At 71.9% G+C, this 20,263-nt stretch carries 20 protein-coding genes; 8 read left to right on the top strand and 12 right to left on the bottom strand.

Annotation, left to right across the window (positions count from 1 at the left end; genetic code table 11):
• Positions 1 to 36: 36 nt before the first annotated feature.
• Positions 37 to 771 (top strand): sulfite exporter TauE/SafE family protein, encoded by a 735-nt coding sequence (locus tag OHS18_RS03505; RefSeq protein WP_328615893.1) that lies wholly within the window; start codon positions 37 to 39, stop codon positions 769 to 771.
• Here the strand turns inward: OHS18_RS03505 and OHS18_RS03500 are convergent.
• Positions 768 to 1,424, bottom strand: coding sequence for a helix-turn-helix transcriptional regulator (locus OHS18_RS03500; protein ID WP_328615892.1), 657 nt, complete (start codon positions 1,422 to 1,424; stop codon positions 768 to 770). The genes OHS18_RS03505 and OHS18_RS03500 overlap by 4 nt on opposite strands.
• Positions 1,425 to 1,529: 105 nt before the next feature.
• On the opposite strand from OHS18_RS03500, the gene folE reads away from it, so the two are divergent.
• On the top strand, positions 1,530 to 2,135 hold the full coding sequence (folE, locus tag OHS18_RS03495) for a GTP cyclohydrolase I FolE (protein WP_328456153.1): 606 nt from the start codon (positions 1,530 to 1,532) through the stop codon (positions 2,133 to 2,135).
• A gap of 155 nt (positions 2,136 to 2,290) precedes the next feature.
• Here folE and OHS18_RS03490 read toward each other — a convergent pair whose 3' ends face one another.
• The 4 genes from OHS18_RS03490 to OHS18_RS03475 form a co-directional block, all read right to left on the bottom strand.
• Positions 2,291 to 2,722, bottom strand: a complete 432-nt coding sequence (locus tag OHS18_RS03490; protein WP_328615891.1) for a hypothetical protein — start codon at positions 2,720 to 2,722, stop codon at positions 2,291 to 2,293.
• Between the two features lie 120 nt (positions 2,723 to 2,842).
• Positions 2,843 to 3,502 (bottom strand): response regulator transcription factor, encoded by a 660-nt coding sequence (locus OHS18_RS03485; protein WP_328456156.1) that lies wholly within the window; start codon positions 3,500 to 3,502, stop codon positions 2,843 to 2,845.
• A complete protein-coding gene (locus tag OHS18_RS03480) occupies positions 3,499 to 5,040 on the bottom strand; it encodes a GAF domain-containing sensor histidine kinase (protein WP_328618723.1) in 1,542 nt (513 codons plus the stop codon). Before OHS18_RS03480 ends, OHS18_RS03485 begins: the two co-directional genes overlap by 4 nt.
• A gap of 149 nt (positions 5,041 to 5,189) precedes the next feature.
• Positions 5,190 to 5,597, bottom strand: coding sequence for a pyridoxamine 5'-phosphate oxidase family protein (locus tag OHS18_RS03475; RefSeq protein WP_328615890.1), 408 nt, complete (start codon positions 5,595 to 5,597; stop codon positions 5,190 to 5,192).
• Positions 5,598 to 5,844: 247 nt separating this feature from the next.
• Here OHS18_RS03475 and OHS18_RS03470 point away from each other — a divergent pair, with 247 nt between their 5' ends.
• The 3 genes from OHS18_RS03470 to OHS18_RS03460 are packed head-to-tail and all read left to right on the top strand — an operon-like array spanning position 5,845 to position 7,498.
• Positions 5,845 to 6,477 carry a sigma-70 family RNA polymerase sigma factor gene (locus tag OHS18_RS03470; protein ID WP_328615889.1) on the top strand — a complete coding sequence of 211 codons (633 nt, stop codon included), beginning with the start codon at positions 5,845 to 5,847 and terminating at the stop codon, positions 6,475 to 6,477.
• An 11-nt stretch (positions 6,478 to 6,488) separates the two neighbouring features.
• On the top strand, positions 6,489 to 6,962 hold the full coding sequence (locus tag OHS18_RS03465) for a hypothetical protein (protein WP_328615888.1): 474 nt from the start codon (positions 6,489 to 6,491) through the stop codon (positions 6,960 to 6,962).
• Positions 6,963 to 6,988: 26 nt separating this feature from the next.
• A complete protein-coding gene (locus OHS18_RS03460; protein ID WP_328615887.1) occupies positions 6,989 to 7,498 on the top strand; it encodes an AAA family ATPase in 510 nt (169 codons plus the stop codon).
• Here the strand turns inward: OHS18_RS03460 and OHS18_RS03455 are convergent.
• Positions 7,473 to 7,640 (bottom strand): hypothetical protein, encoded by a 168-nt coding sequence (locus OHS18_RS03455; RefSeq protein ID WP_328615886.1) that lies wholly within the window; start codon positions 7,638 to 7,640, stop codon positions 7,473 to 7,475. The two genes, OHS18_RS03460 and OHS18_RS03455, sit on opposite strands and share 26 nt — an antisense overlap.
• Before the next feature lie 778 nt (positions 7,641 to 8,418).
• On the opposite strand from OHS18_RS03455, the gene OHS18_RS03450 reads away from it, so the two are divergent.
• The gene (locus OHS18_RS03450; RefSeq protein ID WP_328456166.1) at positions 8,419 to 9,858 is read left to right on the top strand and encodes a DUF1996 domain-containing protein; all 1,440 of its coding nucleotides are present in this window, start codon (positions 8,419 to 8,421) and stop codon (positions 9,856 to 9,858) included.
• Positions 9,859 to 10,170: 312 nt separating this feature from the next.
• Positions 10,171 to 12,342 carry a YcaO-like family protein gene (locus tag OHS18_RS03445; RefSeq protein ID WP_328615885.1) on the top strand — a complete coding sequence of 724 codons (2,172 nt, stop codon included), beginning with the start codon at positions 10,171 to 10,173 and terminating at the stop codon, positions 12,340 to 12,342.
• Positions 12,343 to 12,345: 3 nt separating this feature from the next.
• Here OHS18_RS03445 and OHS18_RS03440 read toward each other — a convergent pair whose 3' ends face one another.
• Positions 12,346 to 13,575: an MFS transporter gene (locus OHS18_RS03440; protein ID WP_328615884.1), complete on the bottom strand. Its 1,230-nt coding sequence runs from the start codon at positions 13,573 to 13,575 to the stop codon at positions 12,346 to 12,348.
• A 76-nt stretch (positions 13,576 to 13,651) separates the two neighbouring features.
• On the opposite strand from OHS18_RS03440, the gene OHS18_RS03435 reads away from it, so the two are divergent.
• Complete coding sequence (locus OHS18_RS03435) at positions 13,652 to 14,203, top strand: ArsR/SmtB family transcription factor (protein ID WP_328615883.1); 552 nt, start codon at positions 13,652 to 13,654, stop codon at positions 14,201 to 14,203.
• Positions 14,204 to 14,759: 556 nt separating this feature from the next.
• Here the strand turns inward: OHS18_RS03435 and OHS18_RS03430 are convergent.
• The 5 genes from OHS18_RS03430 to OHS18_RS03410 all read right to left on the bottom strand — a co-directional run bounded on the left by OHS18_RS03430 (position 14,760) and on the right by OHS18_RS03410 (position 20,234).
• Positions 14,760 to 15,530, bottom strand: a complete 771-nt coding sequence (locus OHS18_RS03430) for a hypothetical protein (protein WP_328615882.1) — start codon at positions 15,528 to 15,530, stop codon at positions 14,760 to 14,762.
• A 146-nt stretch (positions 15,531 to 15,676) separates the two neighbouring features.
• Complete coding sequence (locus OHS18_RS03425) at positions 15,677 to 17,116, bottom strand: glycoside hydrolase family 3 protein (RefSeq protein ID WP_328615881.1); 1,440 nt, start codon at positions 17,114 to 17,116, stop codon at positions 15,677 to 15,679.
• Positions 17,117 to 17,119: 3 nt separating this feature from the next.
• Positions 17,120 to 17,950, bottom strand: a complete 831-nt coding sequence (locus OHS18_RS03420; RefSeq protein WP_247052525.1) for a carbohydrate ABC transporter permease — start codon at positions 17,948 to 17,950, stop codon at positions 17,120 to 17,122.
• Entirely contained in the window at positions 17,947 to 18,933 is a 987-nt protein-coding gene (locus OHS18_RS03415) for a carbohydrate ABC transporter permease (protein ID WP_328456182.1), read from the bottom strand. The genes OHS18_RS03420 and OHS18_RS03415 overlap by 4 nt, the downstream gene beginning before the upstream one ends.
• Positions 18,930 to 20,234, bottom strand: a complete 1,305-nt coding sequence (locus OHS18_RS03410; RefSeq protein WP_328456184.1) for a sugar ABC transporter substrate-binding protein — start codon at positions 20,232 to 20,234, stop codon at positions 18,930 to 18,932. Before OHS18_RS03410 ends, OHS18_RS03415 begins: the two co-directional genes overlap by 4 nt.
• Positions 20,235 to 20,263 lie beyond the last annotated feature (29 nt).

Below are 20,263 nucleotides of genomic sequence, written 5' to 3'. Positions count from 1 at the left end.
GGACCTCCGGTGTCCGGTGCGTACTACGGTCGGGGTGTGCTGGCCGTCCTGCTGGTGGCGTTGCCCGTCGGGGTCCTGATCGGGACCGTCGGCGTCGGCGGGGTGGTGCTGCCGCCCGCGCTCACCTGGCTCGGCGGTCTCGACGTCCACGCCGCGGCCGGGACCAGCAGCTGGGCGTTCCTGTTCACCGGGATCGTCGGCACCCTCGGGTACGCGCGCCAGCAGGCCATGCCCTGGCGGTTCGGCGGACTGCTCACCCTCGGCGCCGCGCCCGCGGCCGCCGCCGGGGCGCTGGTGAACGGGCTGCTGCCGGCCGCGGTCCTGTGGCTGGTGCTCGCCGTGGTGACCGCGGGGTCCGGCGCCTACAACCTGTGGTTCCGCGCGAAGACGTCCCGGGTGCGCGACGACCTGCCCGTCGCCGCCACGGTCGCGATCGGCGTGGTGGTCGGGTTCGGCTCGGCGCTGACCGGCACCGGCGGGCCCGTGCTGCTCGTCCCGGCGCTGCTCGCGCTCGGCGTGCCGGCGCTGACGACCGTCGCGGCCGGGCAGCTGATCCAGCTGCCGCTCGTCGGGTTCGCGACGCTCGGCTACGCGGCGCACGGCTCCGTCCACTTCGGACTCGGCACGCTGCTCGGCGTCATCGCCGGCGCCGGCGCGCTGGTCGGCACCCGGCTGGCGAAAAAGCTGCGGCAGCAGCACCTCCACCGCGTCGTCTCGGCGGCCTTGGTCGTCTTCGGCGCGTTCCTGTTCGTCCTGGCCGCGCGAAGCTAGGACGACGTCAGCCGCACGCAGCACCGCCCCGGTCGCGGGTCGAGCCGTGCGGTCAGGTCCGCCGAACCCGCTCCGGTCAGCAAGCCCGTCACCAGCGCCAGGTTCATCTCGCAGACCAGCCGCGGGTGCGCCCGCGCCAGCCGGTGGAACGGGCAGTTCCCGAGCAGCACCCCACCGTCCTCGGTCCGCGGCTCGAAGCCGTGTTCTTCCAGCTCCGCCGTGAGGTCGGCCGCCGCGGCGCCCAGGTCCTCCCCCAGCTCACGCGCCCGCAGCGCCAGGATCTCCCGCGCCGAGCCGCCGGTCTCGCCGGCCTCCTCGACCGCCCTCGCCAGGAGGTGACCGGCCAGCTCGTAGTCGCGTTCCGGCAGCGAAACCGTCACCTGCCGGTCCGAGCGGCGGTAGAGCTTCGCCGGGCGGCCGGCACCCGGCCCGGTGCGGCCGGTGCGGCGGCCGTGCCCGACGGCGAGGAGCCGCTCGTCCACCAGGCGGTCGAGGTGGAACGCGACGGTCGCGCGAGGCACACTCAGGGCGGCGGCGACGTCGTCACGGCTCACCGGCTCGGGCTGGCGGACGACGTAGTCGTACAGCCGGCGCCGGGTCGGCTCGTCGAGCGCGGCGACCGCGGCCAGCGCGCCGGCCTGGGGTTCGTGCATCACCGCACTCTAAAACAAATAACCGTTGACGAAAAGCCGTTCCGGCTTCTAACGTCGGTAGGACTTGGTTTTAGAAAGAAGGGGCTCCCCGTGACTGTCGAACCCATGAGCGAACCGGTTCCCTTCCGGCACCTCGGTGTCGTCCCCAACCGTGACGCCTTCGATCTCCACGCGGCCGAACGCGCGGTGGCCGACCTGCTGCGCGCCCTGGGCAAGGACCCGACGTCGGAGCACCTCGGCGACACCCCGCGGCGGGTGGCGAACGCCTACGCCGAGATGCTGCGGCCGCGCGACTTCAAGCTGACGACGTTCCCCAACGACGAGGGCTACGACGAGCTCGTGCTCGCCAAGAGCATCCCGGTGCAGTCCCTGTGCGAGCACCACCTGCTGCCCTTCCGCGGCGTCGCGCACGTGGGCTACCTCCCGGGCGAGCGCATCCTCGGCCTGTCGAAGCTCGCCCGTGTCGTCGAGCTGTTCGCGCGCGACCTGCAGGTGCAGGAGCGGCTGACCAAGCAGGTCGCCGACTGGCTCCAGGAGCACCTGGCGCCGAAGGGCGTCGGCGTGGTGATCGAGGCCGAGCACCTCTGCATGTCCCTGCGCGGCGTCCGGGCGAGCGGCGCGCTCACCGTCACCTCGTCCCTGCACGGCCTGCTGCGCGAAGAACCCAAGACGCGCCAGGAGTTCTTCGCGCTGACCGGGGTCAACGCCTAGCCACGCGCGTCGCCGCCCGCTGAAGCTCCGGCAACAGCCGCTCGAGACCGCAACTTCAGCGTCGTGAGTGTTTAGGGCGGTTCTAACCGCCCTGAACACTCACGACCAGCCGCGGCAGACCGCTCACCGGTGCCGAAGAACCTCAGACCCGCGGCCTAGTCCCGGCGGTGGCGGCCTCCGGGCCCGGTGCCGAGCGCCTGCACCCGGGTCACGAGGTCGCCTCGCCGGGCGCGGCGGGCGTACTCCAGCAGCGCCTCCACCTGGGCCTGCGGCAGCCAGCCCTGGTCCGCGCCGATCTCCAGTGTCAGCAGGTGCGTCACCAGCTCGCGGGAGTCGTCGTCGCATTCGCCCGCCAGTTCGGCGAACCGCAGTGCCGCGTCGGCCGCGCCGTCGCACCACGCCGTCATGGCCAGCAGTGTCGCCGTCGCGGTCAGGATGTCGCCGCGGTGGACGCCACCTTCCGCGGCCAGGTGCTCGGCCAGCTGGAAGCTGTGGGTGCCGACGCCGCCGGCCCCCTCCTCGCGCACCGCTTTCGCCAGCGCGTGGATCTGCTGCGTGACGTAGTCCCCGCTCGAAAACCCCGACATGCCGTCCCCTCCACCCCGCGACGAGTCCCCTGCGGCCCGTGCGGTCATCCCGACAGGTGTACTCCATTCGCGCCCAGATACCTCGGACGCCCCGCCCGTTTCGCCCGGCCGGTCCTGAGATCAGCCCGGACGTCCCGGTTCGGCCCGCCGTTGTGACACGTACACCGCCGCCGACGTCCGCCGCTCGACGCCGAGTTTGTGCAGCACAGAAGAAACATAGTTCTTGACGGTCTTCTCCGCCAGGAACAGCCGCTCGGCGATCTGCCGGTTGGTCAGCCCTTCGGCGACCAGGTCGAGCACCCGCCGCTCCTGCGGGCTGAGCTGCTCGTACCGCGGATCCGGGGCCGAGGCCGTCTCACCCCGCAACCTGTTCATGACGGACGCGGTGAGCGTGGCGTCCAGCAGGGAGCCGCCGACGGCCACCGTGCGGACGGCGTCGATCAGCGAGCGGCCGGAGACCTGCTTGAGCATGTACCCGGCCGCGCCGGCCATGATCGCGCCGAACAGGGCGTCGTCGTCCGAATAGGACGTCAGCATCAGGCAGGCCGGCGGCGGTTCCAGCGTCGAGCGGATCTCACGGCAGACCTCGATGCCCTGGCCGTCGGGCAGCCGGACGTCCAGGATCGCCACGTCCGGCCGGACCTGCGGGATCCGGACGAGGGCCTCGGCGGCCGTGCCGGCCTCGCCGACCACCTCGATGTCCTCTTCGGACTCGAAGACGGTCTTCAGCCCGGTGCGGACCAGCTCGTGGTCGTCGAGCAGGAACACCGAAATCGTCATCGCGCAATCCCCTGTTCGCCGGCGGTCCGTGCCGGCAGGCCGGCCGTCCATTCCAGCCGGGAGCCGCCGCCGTCGGCGGCCACCAGCGCACAAGTCCCGCCCCACCGGGCGGCGCGGGCGGCCAGGTTGGCGAGCCCGCTCGCCCGTCCGGGCCCCGGGGGCGGGCCGGTCCCGTCGTCCCGCACCACCAGGCTCAGCCGGGTGCCGGGCCCGTCCACGGTGACGTCCACCGAGCACGACGTCGCGCCGGCGTGGCGGGCGACGTTCGTCAAGGCTTCCCGCAGCGACGCGATCAGGTCGGAGCGCACCGCGTCCGGCACGGCGGCGTCGAGCGGCCCGTCGAACCCGACACGCGGCTCGAAGCCCAGCGTGTCCCGGGCGTCGACGGCCACCCGCAGCAGCTCGGCGCGGAGGCTGCCCTGCGCCTGCGCGGGCGCCTGCAAGGAGAAGATGCTGTTGCGGATCTCGCGGATCGTGCCGTCGAGGTCGTGGGCGAACCCGGCGACGCGCGCGCCGACCCCCGGGTCGGAGATCAGCCTGCTGACGCCCTCGAGCCCGAGCCCGGTCGCGAACAGCCGCTGGATCACCAGGTCGTGCAGGTCGCGCGCGATCCGGTCGCGGTCCTCGAAGACAGCGAGCTGCTGGCGCGCTTCCTGTGCCCGGGAGAACTCGACGGCGAGCGCGGCGTGCCCGGCGAACGTCTCGGCCAGCTGGACGTCGGAGTCGGTGAACGGCGAGCGGTCCCGGAACTTCGCCACGAGCAGCACCCCGAGGGTCTCCTCACCGACGATCAGCGGCACCGAGATCGCCGAGTCCAGGTCCTTGATCATCGCGGGCATCGGCCCGACGCGGTCACGCTGCTCGTTCTGGACGTGCTCGCCGTAGTCCCGCACGACGATCGGCCGGCGCGTGGTGAACGCGATCCCGGTGGCCGTGCCCTCGGTCGGGATGGTCAGGCCGGTGAGGCGGTCGGCGTCCTCCCCCGGCGGCTCGACGACGTCGAACACCAGCAGCCCCGGCCCCGCGGGCAGCGCGATCGCCCCGCCGGTGCCGCCGGCCACGACGCGGGCGCGTTCGGCGATCAGCCGCAGGGTGGCGCGCAGGCCTTGCGTGCCGAGCAGCGCTTTGGTGACGTCGTAGGACGCTTCGAGCCAGCGTTCGCGGCGGCGCATCCCGTCGACGAGCATGGCTTTCTCGACGGCCATCCCGGTCGCCGCGGTGAGCGCGCCCAGCACTTCGCGCCGGCGGCCGGCGAAGCCGCCGTCACCGGGTTCGACCCGCATCGTGCCGAAGGTCTTCGGCCCGGCGCGCACCGGAAGCTCGACGGCACCGTTCGCGCCGTCGGTGTCGCCGGTGTCGTCCGTGTCGCCGGTCGAGGGCCGGCCGTACTCGGCCACCCCGCCGTCGGGTCCGGTCACCTCGAGCCGGCCGTGGCGCGCCCCGACCAGTTCGCACACCGTCGTCACCGCGCGTTCCAGCAACGCCGGCATCTCCAGCTCCCGCGCGATCCCGGCTACTGCGGCCAGGATCGCCGGCATGCCGATTTCGTCCGCCACTTCCCGTTGACTCCGCTGGCGTCGCCCACTCCCGGGGGTATCCCCGGGCCGTCAAGAGTGCCACAGCTCACTGCCCATGTCGGCCCAAGCCGGTGCGTCCATCCGGTGGGTCGCTCGGTGACACGGCGTTGTTACTCCGCCGGGCAGGCCATTCGGTGACCGGTTATCGTTTCGACGGGGATCTGCAGGAACCGGCGGCCCGCTCGGGACGAGCAGGGGCACAGGCAGGCGATCTCCGCGGCGGAGGAATCCCGGAACTCCCCGGCCCGGCCGAGCAGGCTGACGAACCAGCCGGCACCGAGGTCGTCGGCGAAGTCGTCGGCCTCGAACGCGACGACGGCGTCACGCGCGCCGGCGTAGAGCGGGCTGCCTTCGGGGACGGCGAACACGACGGACTCCCCGACGACGGTGAACCGCACCGGGCGGACGGCCGGCATCGCCCGGTGGGTGAAGATCACCCGCCCGAGGCTCGCCGTCCGGAGCAGCGCGAGGCACTGCGCCCGGTCGAGCAGGAGCCCGAAGCCCACATCGTCAGCCATCTCGTCCCTGTGCTTCTCCTGTGAATATTGCCCGGCCACCAGCGTGATCCGCGGCGCGGGGTCGCCGGTAGGGCCGTTGGACCCGCCCGCGACCGGCCCGGCTACGAAACCCACGTGCAGGCACCGTCCGCCAGTGCCGAAAGACCCGGGTCCGCACGGGCGCCCGGCCGGTGCGGCGGACACGCGGCGCGACCTACCGTCGTGACCGTCCGTTGCCGGCGTGAGTCCGAAGGAAGAGGTGAGGCCGATGCCGCCGCATTCCGCCGGGGGTGACTCCCCGCCCGCGGCGACGTACTCACTCGACACCGCGCTCGTCCGGCAGGCCGTCACCGGCAACCGGGCCGCGGTGGCGGGGCTGCTGCGCGAGCTGCGGCCGATCGTGTTCCGCTACTGCCTCGGCCGGCTCGGGTCGTGGCAGGACGGCTCGTCCGACGCCGAGGACTGCGCCCAGGAGGTGCTGCTCGCGGTCGTGCGCGCGCTGCCCGGCTACCGCTACGAGCTCGACGGGTTCCTGCCGTTCGTCTTCGGCATCGCCGCGCACAAGGTCTCCGACTTCCACCGCCGCCGCGCCCGCGACCGCACCAGCCCGGTCGCGGACCCGCCGGCCGGCCGCTCGGAGGGCGCGGAAGGCACGGACCCCACCGGCGAAGAGGTCGAACGCTCGGCCGCGCTCGACTGGTCGTCCGGCCTGCTCGACACGCTCCCGCCGCGCCAGCGCGAGATCCTGGTGCTGCGCATCATCCTGGGCATGACGGCCGAGGAGACGGCGGTGGCGGTGGGCTTGAGCAGCGCCGGCGCGGTCCGCGTGGCCCAGCACCGGGCGCTCACGGTCCTGCGGCGCAACCTGCTGGCGAAGAAGAGCGCCGGATCCGCTTCGTGACGGGACCTCGGATGCTCTACCGCCTGTGCCCGCCGGGTGTGCTGACCTGGTGCGCCGCGCCCGGCGACGCCGTTTCGCTCGCTCCGGCCGCGCTGGACAGGCTGCCCTGGGCACCCGCCGAGGAGCGCACGTTCGGTGCCGACCTGCTGCGGATCGCCGTCCGCCACGGCGTACCGTCCCCGACCGGTCTGGTGCTCGACGCCCGGCACACCGTCGACCTCGGCCGGGCCGACGGCCTGCGCCGCGACCAGGTCGTCGTCGACGACGCCCAGGAAAAGCTGCGGGACACCACCGCGATGCGGCTGATCGAGCAGGCGTACCCGGGCTCGGGCGACCTGGCCGCCCGGCTCGACGAGAAACTGCGGACCGCGGCCGAAAACACCGCCCGGCAAGCCGAAGAAGACCTCGCCGAGGTGCTGGCGGCGCCGGTGCGGCCGGAGCTGGCCGAGCACTGGCGACGTCTCGGCGGGCGCTGTCCGGACTGAGCGCCGGCCCGTGCGATCATGCGCGGGTGCCCCCAGTGCTGATCGTCGTCGGCGGCCTGCCGGCGTCCGGGAAGACGACCGTGGCGACCGAACTGGCCCGCCGCACCGGGTTCTCCTACCTGCGCGTCGACACGATCGAGCAGGCGATCGTCCGCAGCACGCCCCTGAGCAACCCGCTCGGGCCGGTCGGGTACGTCGTCGCCTACGACGTCGCCGCCGACCTGCTGCGGACCGGCGTCAGCGTGATCGCGGAGTGCGTGAACTCCCTCGAGATCACCCGGGACGCCTGGCGCGACACCGGAACGGCGCACGGCGCGCGGGTGCTGGAGACCGAGATCGTCTGCTCGGACCCGGTGGAACACCGGCGCCGCGCGGAAACCCGCGACACCGGCATCCCCGGCCACGTGCCGCCGACGTGGCCGCAGATCGTCGGCCGCGAGTACGAGCCGTGGACCCGCGACCGCCTCGTCGTCGACACCGCGGCGCACTCGGCCGGCGAGGCGGCCGCGCTCATCGAAGAGGCTGCGCGGCCTTGACGTCGTCGTCGAGGCGCTCCAGCCGGCGGCCGGTGAGTGCGCGGGCCGAGGACCGCGACCAGCGCTCGCGACGACCAGGAATGACGTCGTCGCGCCGCTCGCCCGGCCGGGACAGCGAATAGGTGCCGGGCGCGTCCGGCAACGTCGGACCAGGGGCAGCTCGGCAGCGATGCGGCGCACCGAGTCGAGGTTGTTCTGCGAACGCGTTCGCGGCCGGCGCGAGGTCCCGCCGTCGAAGGGCACGACAAGAATGACGACGGCGGCATCGCGATATGCGGCGGCGTCCGCCCAATCGCGCCACTCGACGCTCAGGAATGCGCTGACCGTGCCGCGCGCCCGGATTCCGCCGCGTCGCCGGCGGTACGGCCGGCGGGCATTCGAGGTGCTTCACTGAGGGATACGGCTGCCGGTTCGGATCGGTTCAAAGAATTTTCCGCGGGTTTCGACACACCCCCGGATGCTGGACAACCACCCGGTCGAGGCCCCAGGATGACCGCCGTCACCATCTACTTGAGAGCGCAACCAGCGTACCCGAACGGCTACCCAGCGTGACCCACCCGCGGGCCGCCGCGCGTGCGGTTTCGTACGCCGCTATTCACGCACGCCATTCTTCGCGCATTTCCGGCGACCATTAACGGCCGAGTCCGATTACGGAAACGGAAACCGGACCTGACGGTTCGTGATGACCGGAAACACCTTCTTGCCCGGTGTCAAACCCCGGTGTAGCGTCCATAACGGAACGATAACCACCCGGTCGACGGCGTGGTCACGGGCAGGTGACCATCCGCGTCCACTGATGTCGGGTCAGTGGGCCGGCCGGGCGTCGTCCCTTCCCTGCCGACGTCTTTCCTGATGGGTACGCCCCTGGGCTCGTACCGGTCAGTGTCGCGCTTTTCCCGCCAGCCCGACCCGGAGGATCCATGTCCCGCACCCAAGGACGCCATCGCCTTTCCCGCAGAACGAAGATCGCCACCGGCGGTCTCGCCCTCGCGATGGCCGTCGGCGGCATCGTCGTCGCCACCACGACCGGCAACACCGGACAGGCCAGCGCCGACGAGGTCGACCCCGCCCTCTTCATCGACATCCTGCAGGTGCAGCCGAACCAGTTCGACCCGCGCCCGGTCTACGGCGCGGCGACGGGCACGTTCACCGTCGACTGCGGCCGCAACGAAAACGGCCACTTCAACCCCGACAACTTCATCGCCCAGCCAGGCGTCCGCAACGGCGCCCAGCACCTGCACGACTACGTGGGCAACCTCTCCACGAACGCCGACTCGAACAACAAGAGCCTCTCCAAGGCCGGCACCACCTGCCGCAACGGCGACAAGTCCGCCTACTTCTGGCCCGTCGTGCGCATCGACACCGGCGAGGAAGAGGCGAAGAACGAGCCCGCGAAGGCGCCGGACGGCGACCGGGCCCGGGCCGATCAGGAGGCGAAGACCGTCCAGGTCGCCTGCCCCGACGTCGCCAGCAAGCTGCCGGACGTCCCCGACCAGGCGATGGCCGAGGTGGAGGACAACCTGGACCAGCTCGACACCCAGACCGACGACGCCAACCAGCGCGTCGCCTCGACGCAGGGCCAGGGCGGCGCGGACTTCGTGCGCAACGCGATCCTGACGCCGCTCAAGGACCGGCGCGCCGCGATCCTGGAGCGGATCGCCATCGCGATCGGCCGGTTCACGCAGAAGCCGCGTGACCTGGGCGGCCTCGCGCCGTGCGCGCCGAAGCCGGGCAAGGACACGGGCACCGGCGCGACTCCCCCGCCGCCGACGACCACCGCGGGCGGCGCGCTGCCCGGACAGGACGAGAACAACGAGCTGCCGGAGAACGACGGCGTGATCCAGCGGCCGCAGAAGGTCCAGCTCACCTTCCGGGGCAGCCCGGTGGGCAAGGTCGTGGCCATGCCGAAGTTCCTGCGCGTGCTCTACGGCGACGCGAAGGTCTCGACCAACGGACCGGCCAACGCCCGCGCGAGCTGGACGTGCACCGGCTTCGAGAACCGCGTCACCGACAAGTACCCGATCTGCCCGCAGAACAGCAAGGTCAAGCGCATCCACACGTTCCCCAGCTGCTGGGACGGTCAGAACACCGACAGCGCCAACCACCGCACGCACATCGTGTTCCCGGACCAGAACGGCCGGTGCGCCAAGGGGTTCAAGGCCGTACCGCAGCTGCAGATCTCGCTGACCTACGACATCCCGCACGACATCCAGGTCAAGAAGCAGTACAAAGTGGACTCATTCCCGCAGGAGCACCACAACCCGTTCTCCGACCACGACGACTTCGCGAACGTGATGTCGCAGCGGATCATGAGCGGCCTGGTCAACTGCGTGAACCGCGGCCGGACCTGCCGGGCCTGATCGTCAGGCCATAACGGACACCGAGCGCCCCGTCACCCACTCCGGGTGGCGGGGCGCTCGGGTGCGCAAGAGGCACCGCTCACGCGACGGCCGTGTGTTCCGCACGAACCGGCCCGTGCGGAACACGCCCCGGGAGGTGCGGATCGCATTCCTGAAGACGTCACGGTGCACGGCGGCGACCGAAACTGTGCACGGTACCGACACCGGAGACACCCGCCCCGCACAGGAGGGAACGCAGTCGCAGCCAGCCGTCACCGTGCCGCGGCCCCTTCCCGGGGCCGCGACGCGACCCGTTCCGACAAGGGATCCGCCATGCCTTCCGACGACGTCCGCCCGGAGCTGACCGGGGTCGAGGTCCACGACCTCGAGCCGGCTCTGTGCCTGCTCATCACCCCGACCGGCCAGTACCCGATCACCGGGCCGGCCACGGAGTTCCGCGCGTGGCTCGCCCGCTGCGACGGCACCCGTACCCGCGCCGAGCTGCTGACCGGGGCGGACTCCCGGTACACCGACGTCCTCGACGTCCTCGCCACCGACGGCTGCCTGCGCCCCGCGACGGACGGCGCCCGGGCCCGGCGCGCCGCGGTGACCACCGTCCTCATCGCCGGAACGCCCGAGCTCACTGCGCCCCTCGCGCAGATCCTCGCCCCGGCGGGGTACGCCCGGATCCAGACCCTCGCCGACTTCGACGGCCCCTTCCCGGTCAACCCGGCCGACGCCGTCGTCGTCGCCGCGTTCACCCATCCGGCGTACTCCGAACTCACCGCGCTCGACGCCTTCTGCGCCGACCGCCGGGTGCGTCTCCTGCCCTTCCGCTGTGAACGCGGCCAGGGCATCGCCGGACCCGCGATCACCCCCGGTGGCTCGGGTCCCGATTTCGCCGACGCGCTCGGCCGGCGGCAGGCCGCGGCCGCCGACCCTCGCCTGGCCGACGCGTTCGCCACCGCCGGCCCCTCGCCCGGCCGGCGGTTCCGCCCGGGCGACGCGCGCTGGATGCTGACCGTGCTCGCCGTCCAGCTCGAGCGCTGGCTCGCCGGCGAACCCGCCGAGACGACCACCGGCGAGCTCGAGATCGACCCCGTCCGGCTGAGCGTGCTCCCCCGGCCGGTGCTGCCGGTCCCGGACCGCCCCCGGCCGGTCGAAGCGCGCGGCCCACGCCCGGACCTGCTCGTCGACGACCGGACCGGGATCGTGACGGCGGTCCGCGAGCTCCCGCCCGCGCCGGACCTGCCCGCCCGGTTGAAGGTGTGCGAAGTGGACGTCGCGGACATGCGCCGGGTCGCCGACTGGGCCAACGACCGCAACGCGACCGGCGCCTCGTGGCACGACTTCGAACCAGCTTGCGAAGCCGCGCTCGGCCAGGCCGTCCAGCGCTACTGCGCCAGCTGGCAGCCCCCGGACCGCGAGTTCCGGCACGCGAGCTACCTGCGTCTGTGCCGCGACGGCATCCCCGCGCTCGACCCGCGTCGCCTGAACCTGTACTCACCGCGGCAGTACGACACCCCCGGCTTCCCCTTCGCGCCGCTGACACCCGAGACCGAGTGCAGCTGGATCGAGGCCTTTTCCCACACGACAAGAGAAACGCTGTGGGTGCCGGCCTGTCTCGTCTCCCGGCGGCCCGAGCCGGGCGGTGCCCGGTTCACCGAGCCCCTGGCCGCCGGCCTCGCCGGTGGCACCGGGGAAGAGAACGCCTTGACCGCGGGGCTGGAGGCCGTGCTCACCCACGACACGGCGATGCTGTGGTGGGCCAACACGCCGAAGGTGCCGCGGCTGGCGGTACCGGCCGAGATCCGGGCGCTCGTCGCCGACACGGCCGACACCCACGACGTCACGCTGATCCCGCTGGACAACGAGTTCGGCGTCCCGGTCGTCGCGGCCGCGGTGTTCGACCGGACCCGGCGCCGGCTGTCTCTCGGGTCCGCCACCCGCCCCGACGCTTTCGAAGCGGCCAAGGCCGCCCTCGCCGACGGGTTCCGCGGGCAGCACACCTACCTGGCCCTCGACGACGAGCAAGCACCCGCCCGCCGGCAGGCGGAGCCCGGGTCCCTCAAACCCTACCGCGCCGACCGGCGGTACCTCGACTCCTACCGCGCCGACTTCGCCGACGTCGTCGATCCCCGGTGCCAGCAGCAGATCTACCTCGATCCCCGGGCTGTGACCCGAGTGGCGCCGTGGGTGCGAGACCTGCCGGTGCGTCCGTGGGAGGGGCTGCCGTCGCTGGGCGAACGGGGATTCAAGGCCTACCGGGAACGCGTCGAGGAGCAGGGGTTCGAGGTGATCAGCGTCGATCTGACCACACGGGACGTCGCGGCCGCCGGCTTCCACGCCGCGCACACGATCGTGCCGGGGCTGGTGTCCGGTTTCCCGGCCGGGCTGCCGCGGTGGGGCGACGGGCGGATCCGGCGCGCCGCGGTCGACCTCGGCTGGCGGACTGCGCCGCTGCCGGAGGACCGGCTGAATGTCTTCCCGTTCCCGCACGCGTGAGGCTCACGCGCTCACGGCTTCGCGTTCGGCGGCCGTGAGCGCGTTCTCCGTCACCACGAGAAGCCCGGCCACGACGGTGAAAGCCAGCACCGCCATCACGACGAACACCGCGCGCAGGCCCAGGGTCTGGGAAAGCACGCCGGCCGCGAGGGCGCCGAGGGACTTGGTGCCCCACGACACCAGGCGGTAGCTGCTGTTGAGCCGGCCGAGCAGGCGGTCCGGCGTGACGCGCTGGCGCAGGGACACCATGACGACGTTCGACATCACGATCCCCAAGCCGCCGAGGAAGAAGCCGCCGGCGACGGCGTACGGGTCCGTCGTCACCGCGAGCACGCCGATCGTCAGGCCGCCCGCGAGCCAGGACAGCCAGAGCGTGACGATCCGGCCGAGGCGGCGCTCCACCGGCTCGGCGAGGAACGACCCGGCGAGGCCGCCCGCGGCGTTGGTGGCCATCACCAGGCCGAACGCCGGTTCGGACAGGCCCATCGCCGAGCCGGGGCCGACCGCGTACAGCACGAACACGGCGAAGGTCGCGCCGGTGGCGAAGTTGAACGTGCCGACCATGACCGAGAACGTCCGCAACACCTTGTGCCGCACCAGGAACCGGACGCCCTCGGCGATGTCCGCGCGCAGGGTCGTGCGTTCCGGCCGCTCGATCCGGTAGGTCCCGCGCACCAGCAGCAGCGCCGCGACGGCCACCGCCCACAGTGCCACCGGCGTGACGAACGCGGCGAGCACGCCGGCCGCGACGAGGAGCCCGGCCAGCGGCGGACCGGCGAACTCGTTGGCCGTCTGCTCGGCGGCGTACATCCGGCCGTTGGCGGCCGACAGCCGGTCGCGCCCGACGACCTGCGGGACGATCGACTGCGCCGCGGTGTCGTAGACGGTCTCGGCGAACCCGACGCCCGCGGCGACGACGTACAGGGCCCAGATCGAGCCGCCGCCGAGGACAGTCATGAGCGTGACGGCCGCGAGCAGCCCGCCGCGGACGAAGTTCGCGCCGAGCATCGCCCGCCGGCGGTCCAGCCGGTCGACCAGCGCGCCGGCGGGCAGCGCGAAGAGCAGCCACGGCAGGGTGAACGCGAACGCCAGCCCGGCGATCAGACCCGGCGACCGCGTGTAACCGACGGCGACCAGGGGCAACGCGACCTTCAGGACACCGTCGGCGAGGCTCGACAGCCCGGCCGCGGTCCACAGCCGCCAATAGGTGCTGCCCAAGCCCTTCGTCGCCACGTGATCGAGGATTGCACATCGATGGGGAATTCTCCATCGATGTGTCGGAAGTCGATCGATGGACTACGCTGCGTTCATGACCGAACCCCGCCGGCGGCGGCCGGCGACCCCGCAGGAGGCGAAGGCCCTGGGCCACCCGCTGCGCCTGCGGATCATGCGGATGTGCCTGGTCGAGGAGCTGACGAACAAGCAGCTGGCCGACCGCCTCGACCGGGATCCCGGCACGGTCCTGCACCACGTGCGCCAGCTGGTGGCCGCCGGGCTGCTGGAGCCGGCGCCGGTCCGCACCGGCACGAGCGGCGCGCTGGAGAAGCCCTACCGGTCGAACAACGAGACGTGGTGGCTCGACGGCCCGCTGGCCGGCGCCGACCCCGAGACGCGGTTCGCGCCGATCGAGATCTTCCAGGAGGAGCTGCGGGCGGCCGGCCCGGAATCGGTGGCGGTGCACGAGAAGTTCCTGCTGCACTTGTCCCCCGACGAGGTCCGGGAGCTGGACCGGCGCATCCTGGCGGTCCTGGACGAGTACGTGGCGACCGACCACGAACGTCCGGACCGCCCCGCTCTGGGCGGGATCTTCGTGCTGCACCACATGGTTCCGGAACCGCCCGGCGACCGACCCGGCTCGTAAGCCGGCCGGCCACAGCTCCGGTTTCCGGCCTCGGCGCACCGCTCCGCGGACAGCCGCGTACCGCTCCGGGTCCGGGTGTGCGGCTCGAATGCCGAAGCGGCCGGGGAATATCCGAGTTCACCCCCCTCCCGATGGCCCGCTCGGCCGTGAGGGGCACCCTCACGGACATAAAGTCCATGAGGGTGCCCCTCACGGCATTACGGGAGTCGGGCACGGGCGTGGGGCGGCCGCGGGTCCACTCGCGACACTCGGGCGGCGACACTCGGGCAGCGACGACGCGGGCAGCCACACTCGTGCAGCTACGGCAAGGGCAGCGACACTCGCGCCACGGAGACGCGGGCAGCCACACTCGTGCAGCTACAGCGAGGGCAGCGCCACCCGGCAGCGACACTCGCGCCACGGCGGCGCGGGCAGCCACACTCGGGCCGCTACAGCGAGGGCAGCGCCACCCGGCTCGCGACACTCGGGCCGCGACCGCGTGGCAGGGCACGGCCCCGGGGACGACTCAGGCCCCTGTCCGGGGATGGTGGACAGGGGCCCGAAGCGCGTCACGACGTCAGTGGTTCACCTTGAACCACGGCTGCGACCAGCCGAGGTAGGTCTGGCCCCACTTGCTCTTGATCTGCGCGATCGTGGTCTCGGTGTAGGTGCCCGCGCCGTTGATGTCGTTCGACAGGAACTTGCCGCCGCCGATGGAGATCATCGTGTGGCCCGAGCCGCCGTTGGAGAAGAACGCCAGGCCGCCGGCCGGGACGTCGGTGCTGCCCGCGTGCTTGTACTGGCTGGGGATCTGCGTCCAGTGCACGTACGCCGTGGTCGAGCCGCTCGCGGAGAAGCCGTAGTTCTGGGCGTTGATGCGGTCGCACCAGCCGTCGTAGGCCGGGTCGTTGTTGGTGTGCACCCGCGACTTCGCCTTGGTGACGGCCTGGGCGCACGTGTTCGCGTCGCCCAGTCCGGCGGTCGAGCAGGTCGAGGCCGGCGGAGTCGGGACGTCGGTGCAGTCCGGCGCGATCCGCCCGTCGGATCCGGTGTAGACGTACGTGTCGGTGATGTAGCCGCCGGGCACGTGGTCCCAGACGGTGCTGGTGCCGTACTTGCCGGTGACCGACTCGCCGGTGGTCTGGCAGTCGATGTCGACGGCCGTGCCGTCGGCGATCGTGCCGGTCGAGCTCGCGCCGGTGCTCGGCGACGAGCGCACGGTCAGCGGCGCGCCGGAATCGGTGTGCACCGTGCCCGTGGCCGCCAGCGCCGGAGTGGCGCCGACCAGCACGATCGCCGCGGCGATGCCGACCACCCCGGCCGCACGCTTGCCGATGCGAATTCCCATGTGTCCGTCCTCCGTCGTTTCTGGTGTGACGACACAGTGACGAACGCCGGTACAAGCCCCGTACAAACGCCCGGGCGGCTCATGGAGATACGGCAAAAAGGACAGGCCCCGCCGGGTGAGGCGGGGCCTGTCCTCGACGGGGGTGCTCAGGCCAGGTATTCGGCCGCCGCGCGCAGGCTGACGTACGAGCCGCTGAACGTGTCCAGCCGCGGTCCGTCCCCGGTCGCCGGGCCCGGCGCGCCCGTCTCGACCCGGATGAAGTCCACAGTGGACAGTGCCGCCAGCAGGTCCCGCACGCGCGGGTGCCGGTGCGCCTCGCGCGTCACGACGACGACGCTCGAGAACCCTTGCGCCGCTTCGAGAATCGCGTCGAGGTCGTCCGGGCCGGCGGTGATCGCCCGGGTCCCCGGCACCAGCTCGGCCAGGTGTGTGCCGAGGCCCCAGGGCATCGGGCCGGCCGCGATGGTCGGCTCCGTCTGGACGTCCACCACCAGGGGCGGGCCGTCCAGCCGGCGCTCGCCGGTGACGCGCAGGGCCTTGCGGGCCGCTTCCAGGCCGAGCCGGCGGTCGACCGGGCCGACCGTCGCCGGCGCGGGGTCCGTGCCCAGCGCGGCGGTCCGCGACGCCGCGTCCGCCAGCCGTTCGAGGGGCAGCTCCCCCGACGCCACCGCGGCCACGATCGCCGCGTTGATGGCGTCCAGGGCGTCGGCCTCGAACGCCGCGCCGCCGATGCAGAGCGAGTCCGCACCGGCGATCAGCGCCCGGACGGCCGAGTGGCCGAGGCCGTCGTGGCGGCCGTACGCGCCGGACACCGCGCCCATCTCCAGCGCGTCGGTGATGATCGCGCCGGTGAAGCCCAGCTCGCCGCGCAGGACGTCGGTGAGCGCCACCCGGTTGAGCGTGGCCGGTTCGTCGCCCCACGCCCGCACGACCAGGTGACCGGTCATCACCGCGCGCACGCCGGCCCGGATCGCCGCGGCGAACGGGACCAGCTCGATCTCACGCAGCTCTTCCGGCGTCCGTGGCAGCACCGGCAGCGCGACGTGCGAGTCCTCCGTCGCCGCGCCGTGGCCCGGGAAGTGCTTGGCGCACGCCGCGACGCCGTACTTCTGCAGGCCGGTGACGTACGCCGCGACGTGCGGGGACGCCTTCACCGGGTCCGACCCGAACGCCCGGACGCCGATGATCGGGTCCTCGGCCGCCAGGGTCAGGTCCGCGCACGGCGCCAGGTTGATCGTGACGCCGCAGGCCGCGAGCCGTTCGCCGAGCGCGGCGGCGACCGCCGTGGTCAGCTCCGGGTCGTCGGCCGCGCCGAGGGCCAGTGGCCCCGGCACGAACGACCCGGTGTTGACGTCGAGGCGGGTGACGTCGCCGCCCTCCTCGTCGATCCCGACCACGACGCCGTCACGCTCGCCCCGCAGCTGGGCGGTGAGCGCGGCGACCTGCTCGTCGTCGACGACGTTGCGGCCGAACAGGATCACCCCGCCGAGCCCGTCGGCGACGCGGCCGCGCAGCCAGTCCGGCGCGGTGGTCCCGGCGAACCCGGGCAGGAGAACGGCCTCGGCGAGTTTCTCGGGTGAAGACAACAGCTACCCCTTCACGGCGCCGGCGGTCACGCCGGACACGAGCTTGCGCTGCACGATCAGGAAGAACACCAGCGCCGGGATCGCGTAGATCACCGACGCGGCCATCACGCCGCCCCAGTCGGTGGCGAACGCCGTGCGGAACGACGCCAGCCACACCGGCAGCGTCTCCTTCTGCTTGTCCCGGATGAACACGAGGGCGAACAGGTACTCGTTCCACGCCGTGATGAAGCTGAACACCGACGTCGTGACCAGCCCCGGCCCGAGCAGCGGCAGCGTCACCCGGCGGAAGGCGCCGGTCTGGCTGCAGCCGTCGATCATCGCGGCCTCTTCCAGCTCGTACGGGATCCCGTTGACGAAGCCGTAGAGCATCCAGACCGTGAACGGCAGCGTGGTGGCGAAGTAGATCAGCAGCAGCGACGGCAGGGTGTTGAGCAGCCCGGCGTCCCGCATCAGCAGGAACAGCGGGATGAACAGCGCCGACACCGGCGCCAGCTGCGCCACCATGACCAGGACCAGGAAGCCCTTGCGGCCGGTGAACCGCAGCCGCGAGAGCGGGATGGCCGCCAGCGTCCCCGCGACCAGCGCGCACAGCACCGACCCGACCGTGACGATCAGGCTGTTGAGCAGGTAGGTCGGGAAGTTGTCCTTGGTCAGCGCGGTGGCGAAGTTGCCGAACGAGAACGACGTCGGGATCAGGTCGTACTTGGGCGAGAGGATCTCACCGGGCGTGCGCAGCGACGTGACGAACATCCAGTACGTCGGGAAGACGACCGCCAGCGCCACGAGGAGGCCGACGACCGAGAGCACGATTCGCTGTGACAGCGACTTCTTCACGCCAGATCACCTTCCTTGGTCCGGGTGAGCAGCTGGATGTAGCGGCCGGTGATGAGCGCCAGCACGATCAGCATCAGGGTCGCGATCGCGCCCGCCGCGCCGAAGTGGTTGCCCGCGATGCCCTTGAGGTACAGCACGACGGCCAGCGTGGTGCTCCCGCCGTCCGGGCCGCCCTCGCGGATCGCCCAGATCTGGGCGAAGGCGTTGAAGTCCCACAACACCGACAGGAAGGTCACCATCGTGGTGATCGGCCGGATCGCGGGCCAGGTGACCGCGCGGAACGTCTGCCACGGCCCGGCGCCGTCGATGCCGGCGGCCTCGTACTGCTCGCGCGGGACGCCGATGAGACCCGCGTAGAGCGAGAACGTCACGAACGGCACGGCCTGCCAGACGATGAGCAGCCCGATCACCGACAGCGTGCTCGCGCCGCTGGAGAACCAGGAGAACCCGATGAAGCTGTGGAACCCGAGCCGGTCGAGGGTCTTGTTGAGGATGCCGTACTGCTCGTCGAAGATCCACTGGAACACCGTGGTCGTCGCGATCACCGGGGTCGCCCAGGCCAGCACGAGCGTCACCTGCACGATGATCCGCACGACCGGGTCGAGGTGGCGCATCAGCACGGCCAGCAGCAGGCCACCGAGGATGGTGGCGGCCACGATGGACGCGGTGAACACCAGCGTCCGGACCGTGATGGTCCAGAACTCCGGGTCCGACAGCGTGTTGGTGTAGTTGTCGAAGCCGATCCAGACGGTCTTGCCGGAGATCAGCTGGCCGATGTCGAGCTTGCGGAAACTGATCGCGAGCACCTGGACCAGCGGCCAGGCGAGCAGCACGAGGATCGCGGCGAGCGCGGGCAGGAGCAGCAGGTACGGGAGGATCCGGTCGCCGAACCGGCCCTTCCTGCGCTTCCTAGCCCGCGTGGCGCGCGGCGATGCCGGCGGGGTCGCCCCCGCCGGCATCGTCACATTGGCGGTCGCTGTCATCCGCCGATGAGCTTGTTCAGCGCTGCGTTGGCGTCGGCGGTCGCCTGGTCGAGCGTCTTCTTGCCGGTCAGGTACGCGGTCAGCATGTCCTTGACCGGGTTCTGGCCGGACTCCACGTCACCCCACTTCGGGCTGGCCGGCACGGCCTTGCCGTTGGTGGAGGCCTTCGCCATCACGGTGCCCAGCGGGTCCTTGTCCAGGCCCGCGAGGTCGGTCGACGTGCCGGGCACGACGCCGGCGGCGGCGAGCTGGCTCTGGTACTTCGCGCTGGAGAGCAGCTTGATGTATTCCTTGGCGGCGGCCACGTTCTTGCTGTTGGCCGGGATCGCCAGGTTCGAGCCACCCAGGAAGACCGGGGCGCTCTGGCCGGCGGTCTTGCTCGGGATCGCGAACGCGCCGGTCTTGGCGGTCAGGCTCGGGTCCGTCTTGGCCGCGGTCGGCAGCTCCCACGGAAGACCGATCATCATGGCCACCTTGCCGGCACCGTAGACCGTCGCCTGCTGCGGCTTGGCCTCGTCGGCGTCCTTCGGCGCCTTGGTGCCGGAGGTGTCGACGAGCTTCTTGTAGAAGTCCAGGCCCGCCTTCGCGCCGGCGCTGTCCAGCGTCGCCTTGAAGTTCTTGCCGTCGGGCTGGGCGATGTCGCCGCCGTTGTCCCAGATGAACGAGAGCAGCGCGTACCAGTTCTGGCCCGGCATGTACAAGGGCTGGAAGTCGGGGTCGGACCCGAACTTCGTCTTCAGCTTGGTGATCGCGTCGATCCACTCGTCGTTCGACGTCGGCGTCTTGGTGATGCCGGCCTGCTCGAACATGTCCTTGCGGTAGATGACCTCACGGTTGGCCGCGTAGAACGGGACGCCGTAGGTCTTGCCGTCGTAGGCACCCGAGTCGGCGAGACCCTTCAGCCACTGCGCGCCGTTGAAGCTGTCCTTGTCGGCGGTCAGGTCGGTCAGCACGCCGTCCTGCGAGGCGAACGCCGCCGTCTGGGTGTTGCCGATCTCGATCACGTCCGGCGGCGCACCGCTCGCCAGCGCGGTGGTCAGCTTCTGCTGGATGCCGTCCCACTGCTGGACTTCGTACTTGACCTTGACGCCCGGGTGGGCGGCCTCGAACTCCTTGTTGAGCGCGTCGGTCAGCGTGGCCGGCGCGGAACCCGTCATCAGCCAGACCGTGACGTCGCCGGTGATCTGCGCGGGAGCACCACTCGACGATGCGGCGGTGTCCGTGCCACTGGAACCCGCGCAACCCGCGGTCGCGAGGGTGACTGCGGCGGCGCCCGCCGCCAGCTTGAGCCAGCGTTTCACTCGTTGCCGTCCTTTCGATGCCCGGCCAC

Origin of the sequence: Amycolatopsis sp. NBC_00355, from assembly GCF_036104975.1 — a bacterium.
In the GTDB taxonomy this organism is placed as follows: domain Bacteria; phylum Actinomycetota; class Actinomycetes; order Mycobacteriales; family Pseudonocardiaceae; genus Amycolatopsis.
The sequence above is the reverse complement of the archived record's forward strand: the minus strand, read 5'-3'. Positions and strand labels throughout refer to the sequence as shown.

What these genes read in the sequence shown, in the direction of transcription:
- OHS18_RS03430 (WP_328615882.1), bottom strand. Translation starts at nt 15,530, where the DNA reads ATGGGAATTCGCATCGGCAAGCGTGCGGCCGGGGTGGTCGGCATCGCC.
- OHS18_RS03475 (WP_328615890.1), bottom strand. Translation starts at nt 5,597, where the DNA reads ATGGCTGACGATGTGGGCTTCGGGCTCCTGCTCGACCGGGCGCAGTGC.
- OHS18_RS03445 (WP_328615885.1), top strand. Translation starts at nt 10,171, where the DNA reads ATGCCTTCCGACGACGTCCGCCCGGAGCTGACCGGGGTCGAGGTCCAC.
- OHS18_RS03485 (WP_328456156.1), bottom strand. Translation starts at nt 3,502, where the DNA reads ATGACGATTTCGGTGTTCCTGCTCGACGACCACGAGCTGGTCCGCACC.
- OHS18_RS03450 (WP_328456166.1), top strand. Translation starts at nt 8,419, where the DNA reads ATGTCCCGCACCCAAGGACGCCATCGCCTTTCCCGCAGAACGAAGATC.
- OHS18_RS03500 (WP_328615892.1), bottom strand. Translation starts at nt 1,424, where the DNA reads ATGCACGAACCCCAGGCCGGCGCGCTGGCCGCGGTCGCCGCGCTCGAC.
- OHS18_RS03465 (WP_328615888.1), top strand. Translation starts at nt 6,489, where the DNA reads ATGCTCTACCGCCTGTGCCCGCCGGGTGTGCTGACCTGGTGCGCCGCG.
- folE (WP_328456153.1), top strand. Translation starts at nt 1,530, where the DNA reads ATGAGCGAACCGGTTCCCTTCCGGCACCTCGGTGTCGTCCCCAACCGT.
- OHS18_RS03415 (WP_328456182.1), bottom strand. Translation starts at nt 18,933, where the DNA reads ATGACAGCGACCGCCAATGTGACGATGCCGGCGGGGGCGACCCCGCCG.
- OHS18_RS03490 (WP_328615891.1), bottom strand. Translation starts at nt 2,722, where the DNA reads ATGTCGGGGTTTTCGAGCGGGGACTACGTCACGCAGCAGATCCACGCG.
- OHS18_RS03470 (WP_328615889.1), top strand. Translation starts at nt 5,845, where the DNA reads ATGCCGCCGCATTCCGCCGGGGGTGACTCCCCGCCCGCGGCGACGTAC.
- OHS18_RS03480 (WP_328618723.1), bottom strand. Translation starts at nt 5,040, where the DNA reads ATGCCGGCGATCCTGGCCGCAGTAGCCGGGATCGCGCGGGAGCTGGAG.
- OHS18_RS03435 (WP_328615883.1), top strand. Translation starts at nt 13,652, where the DNA reads ATGACCGAACCCCGCCGGCGGCGGCCGGCGACCCCGCAGGAGGCGAAG.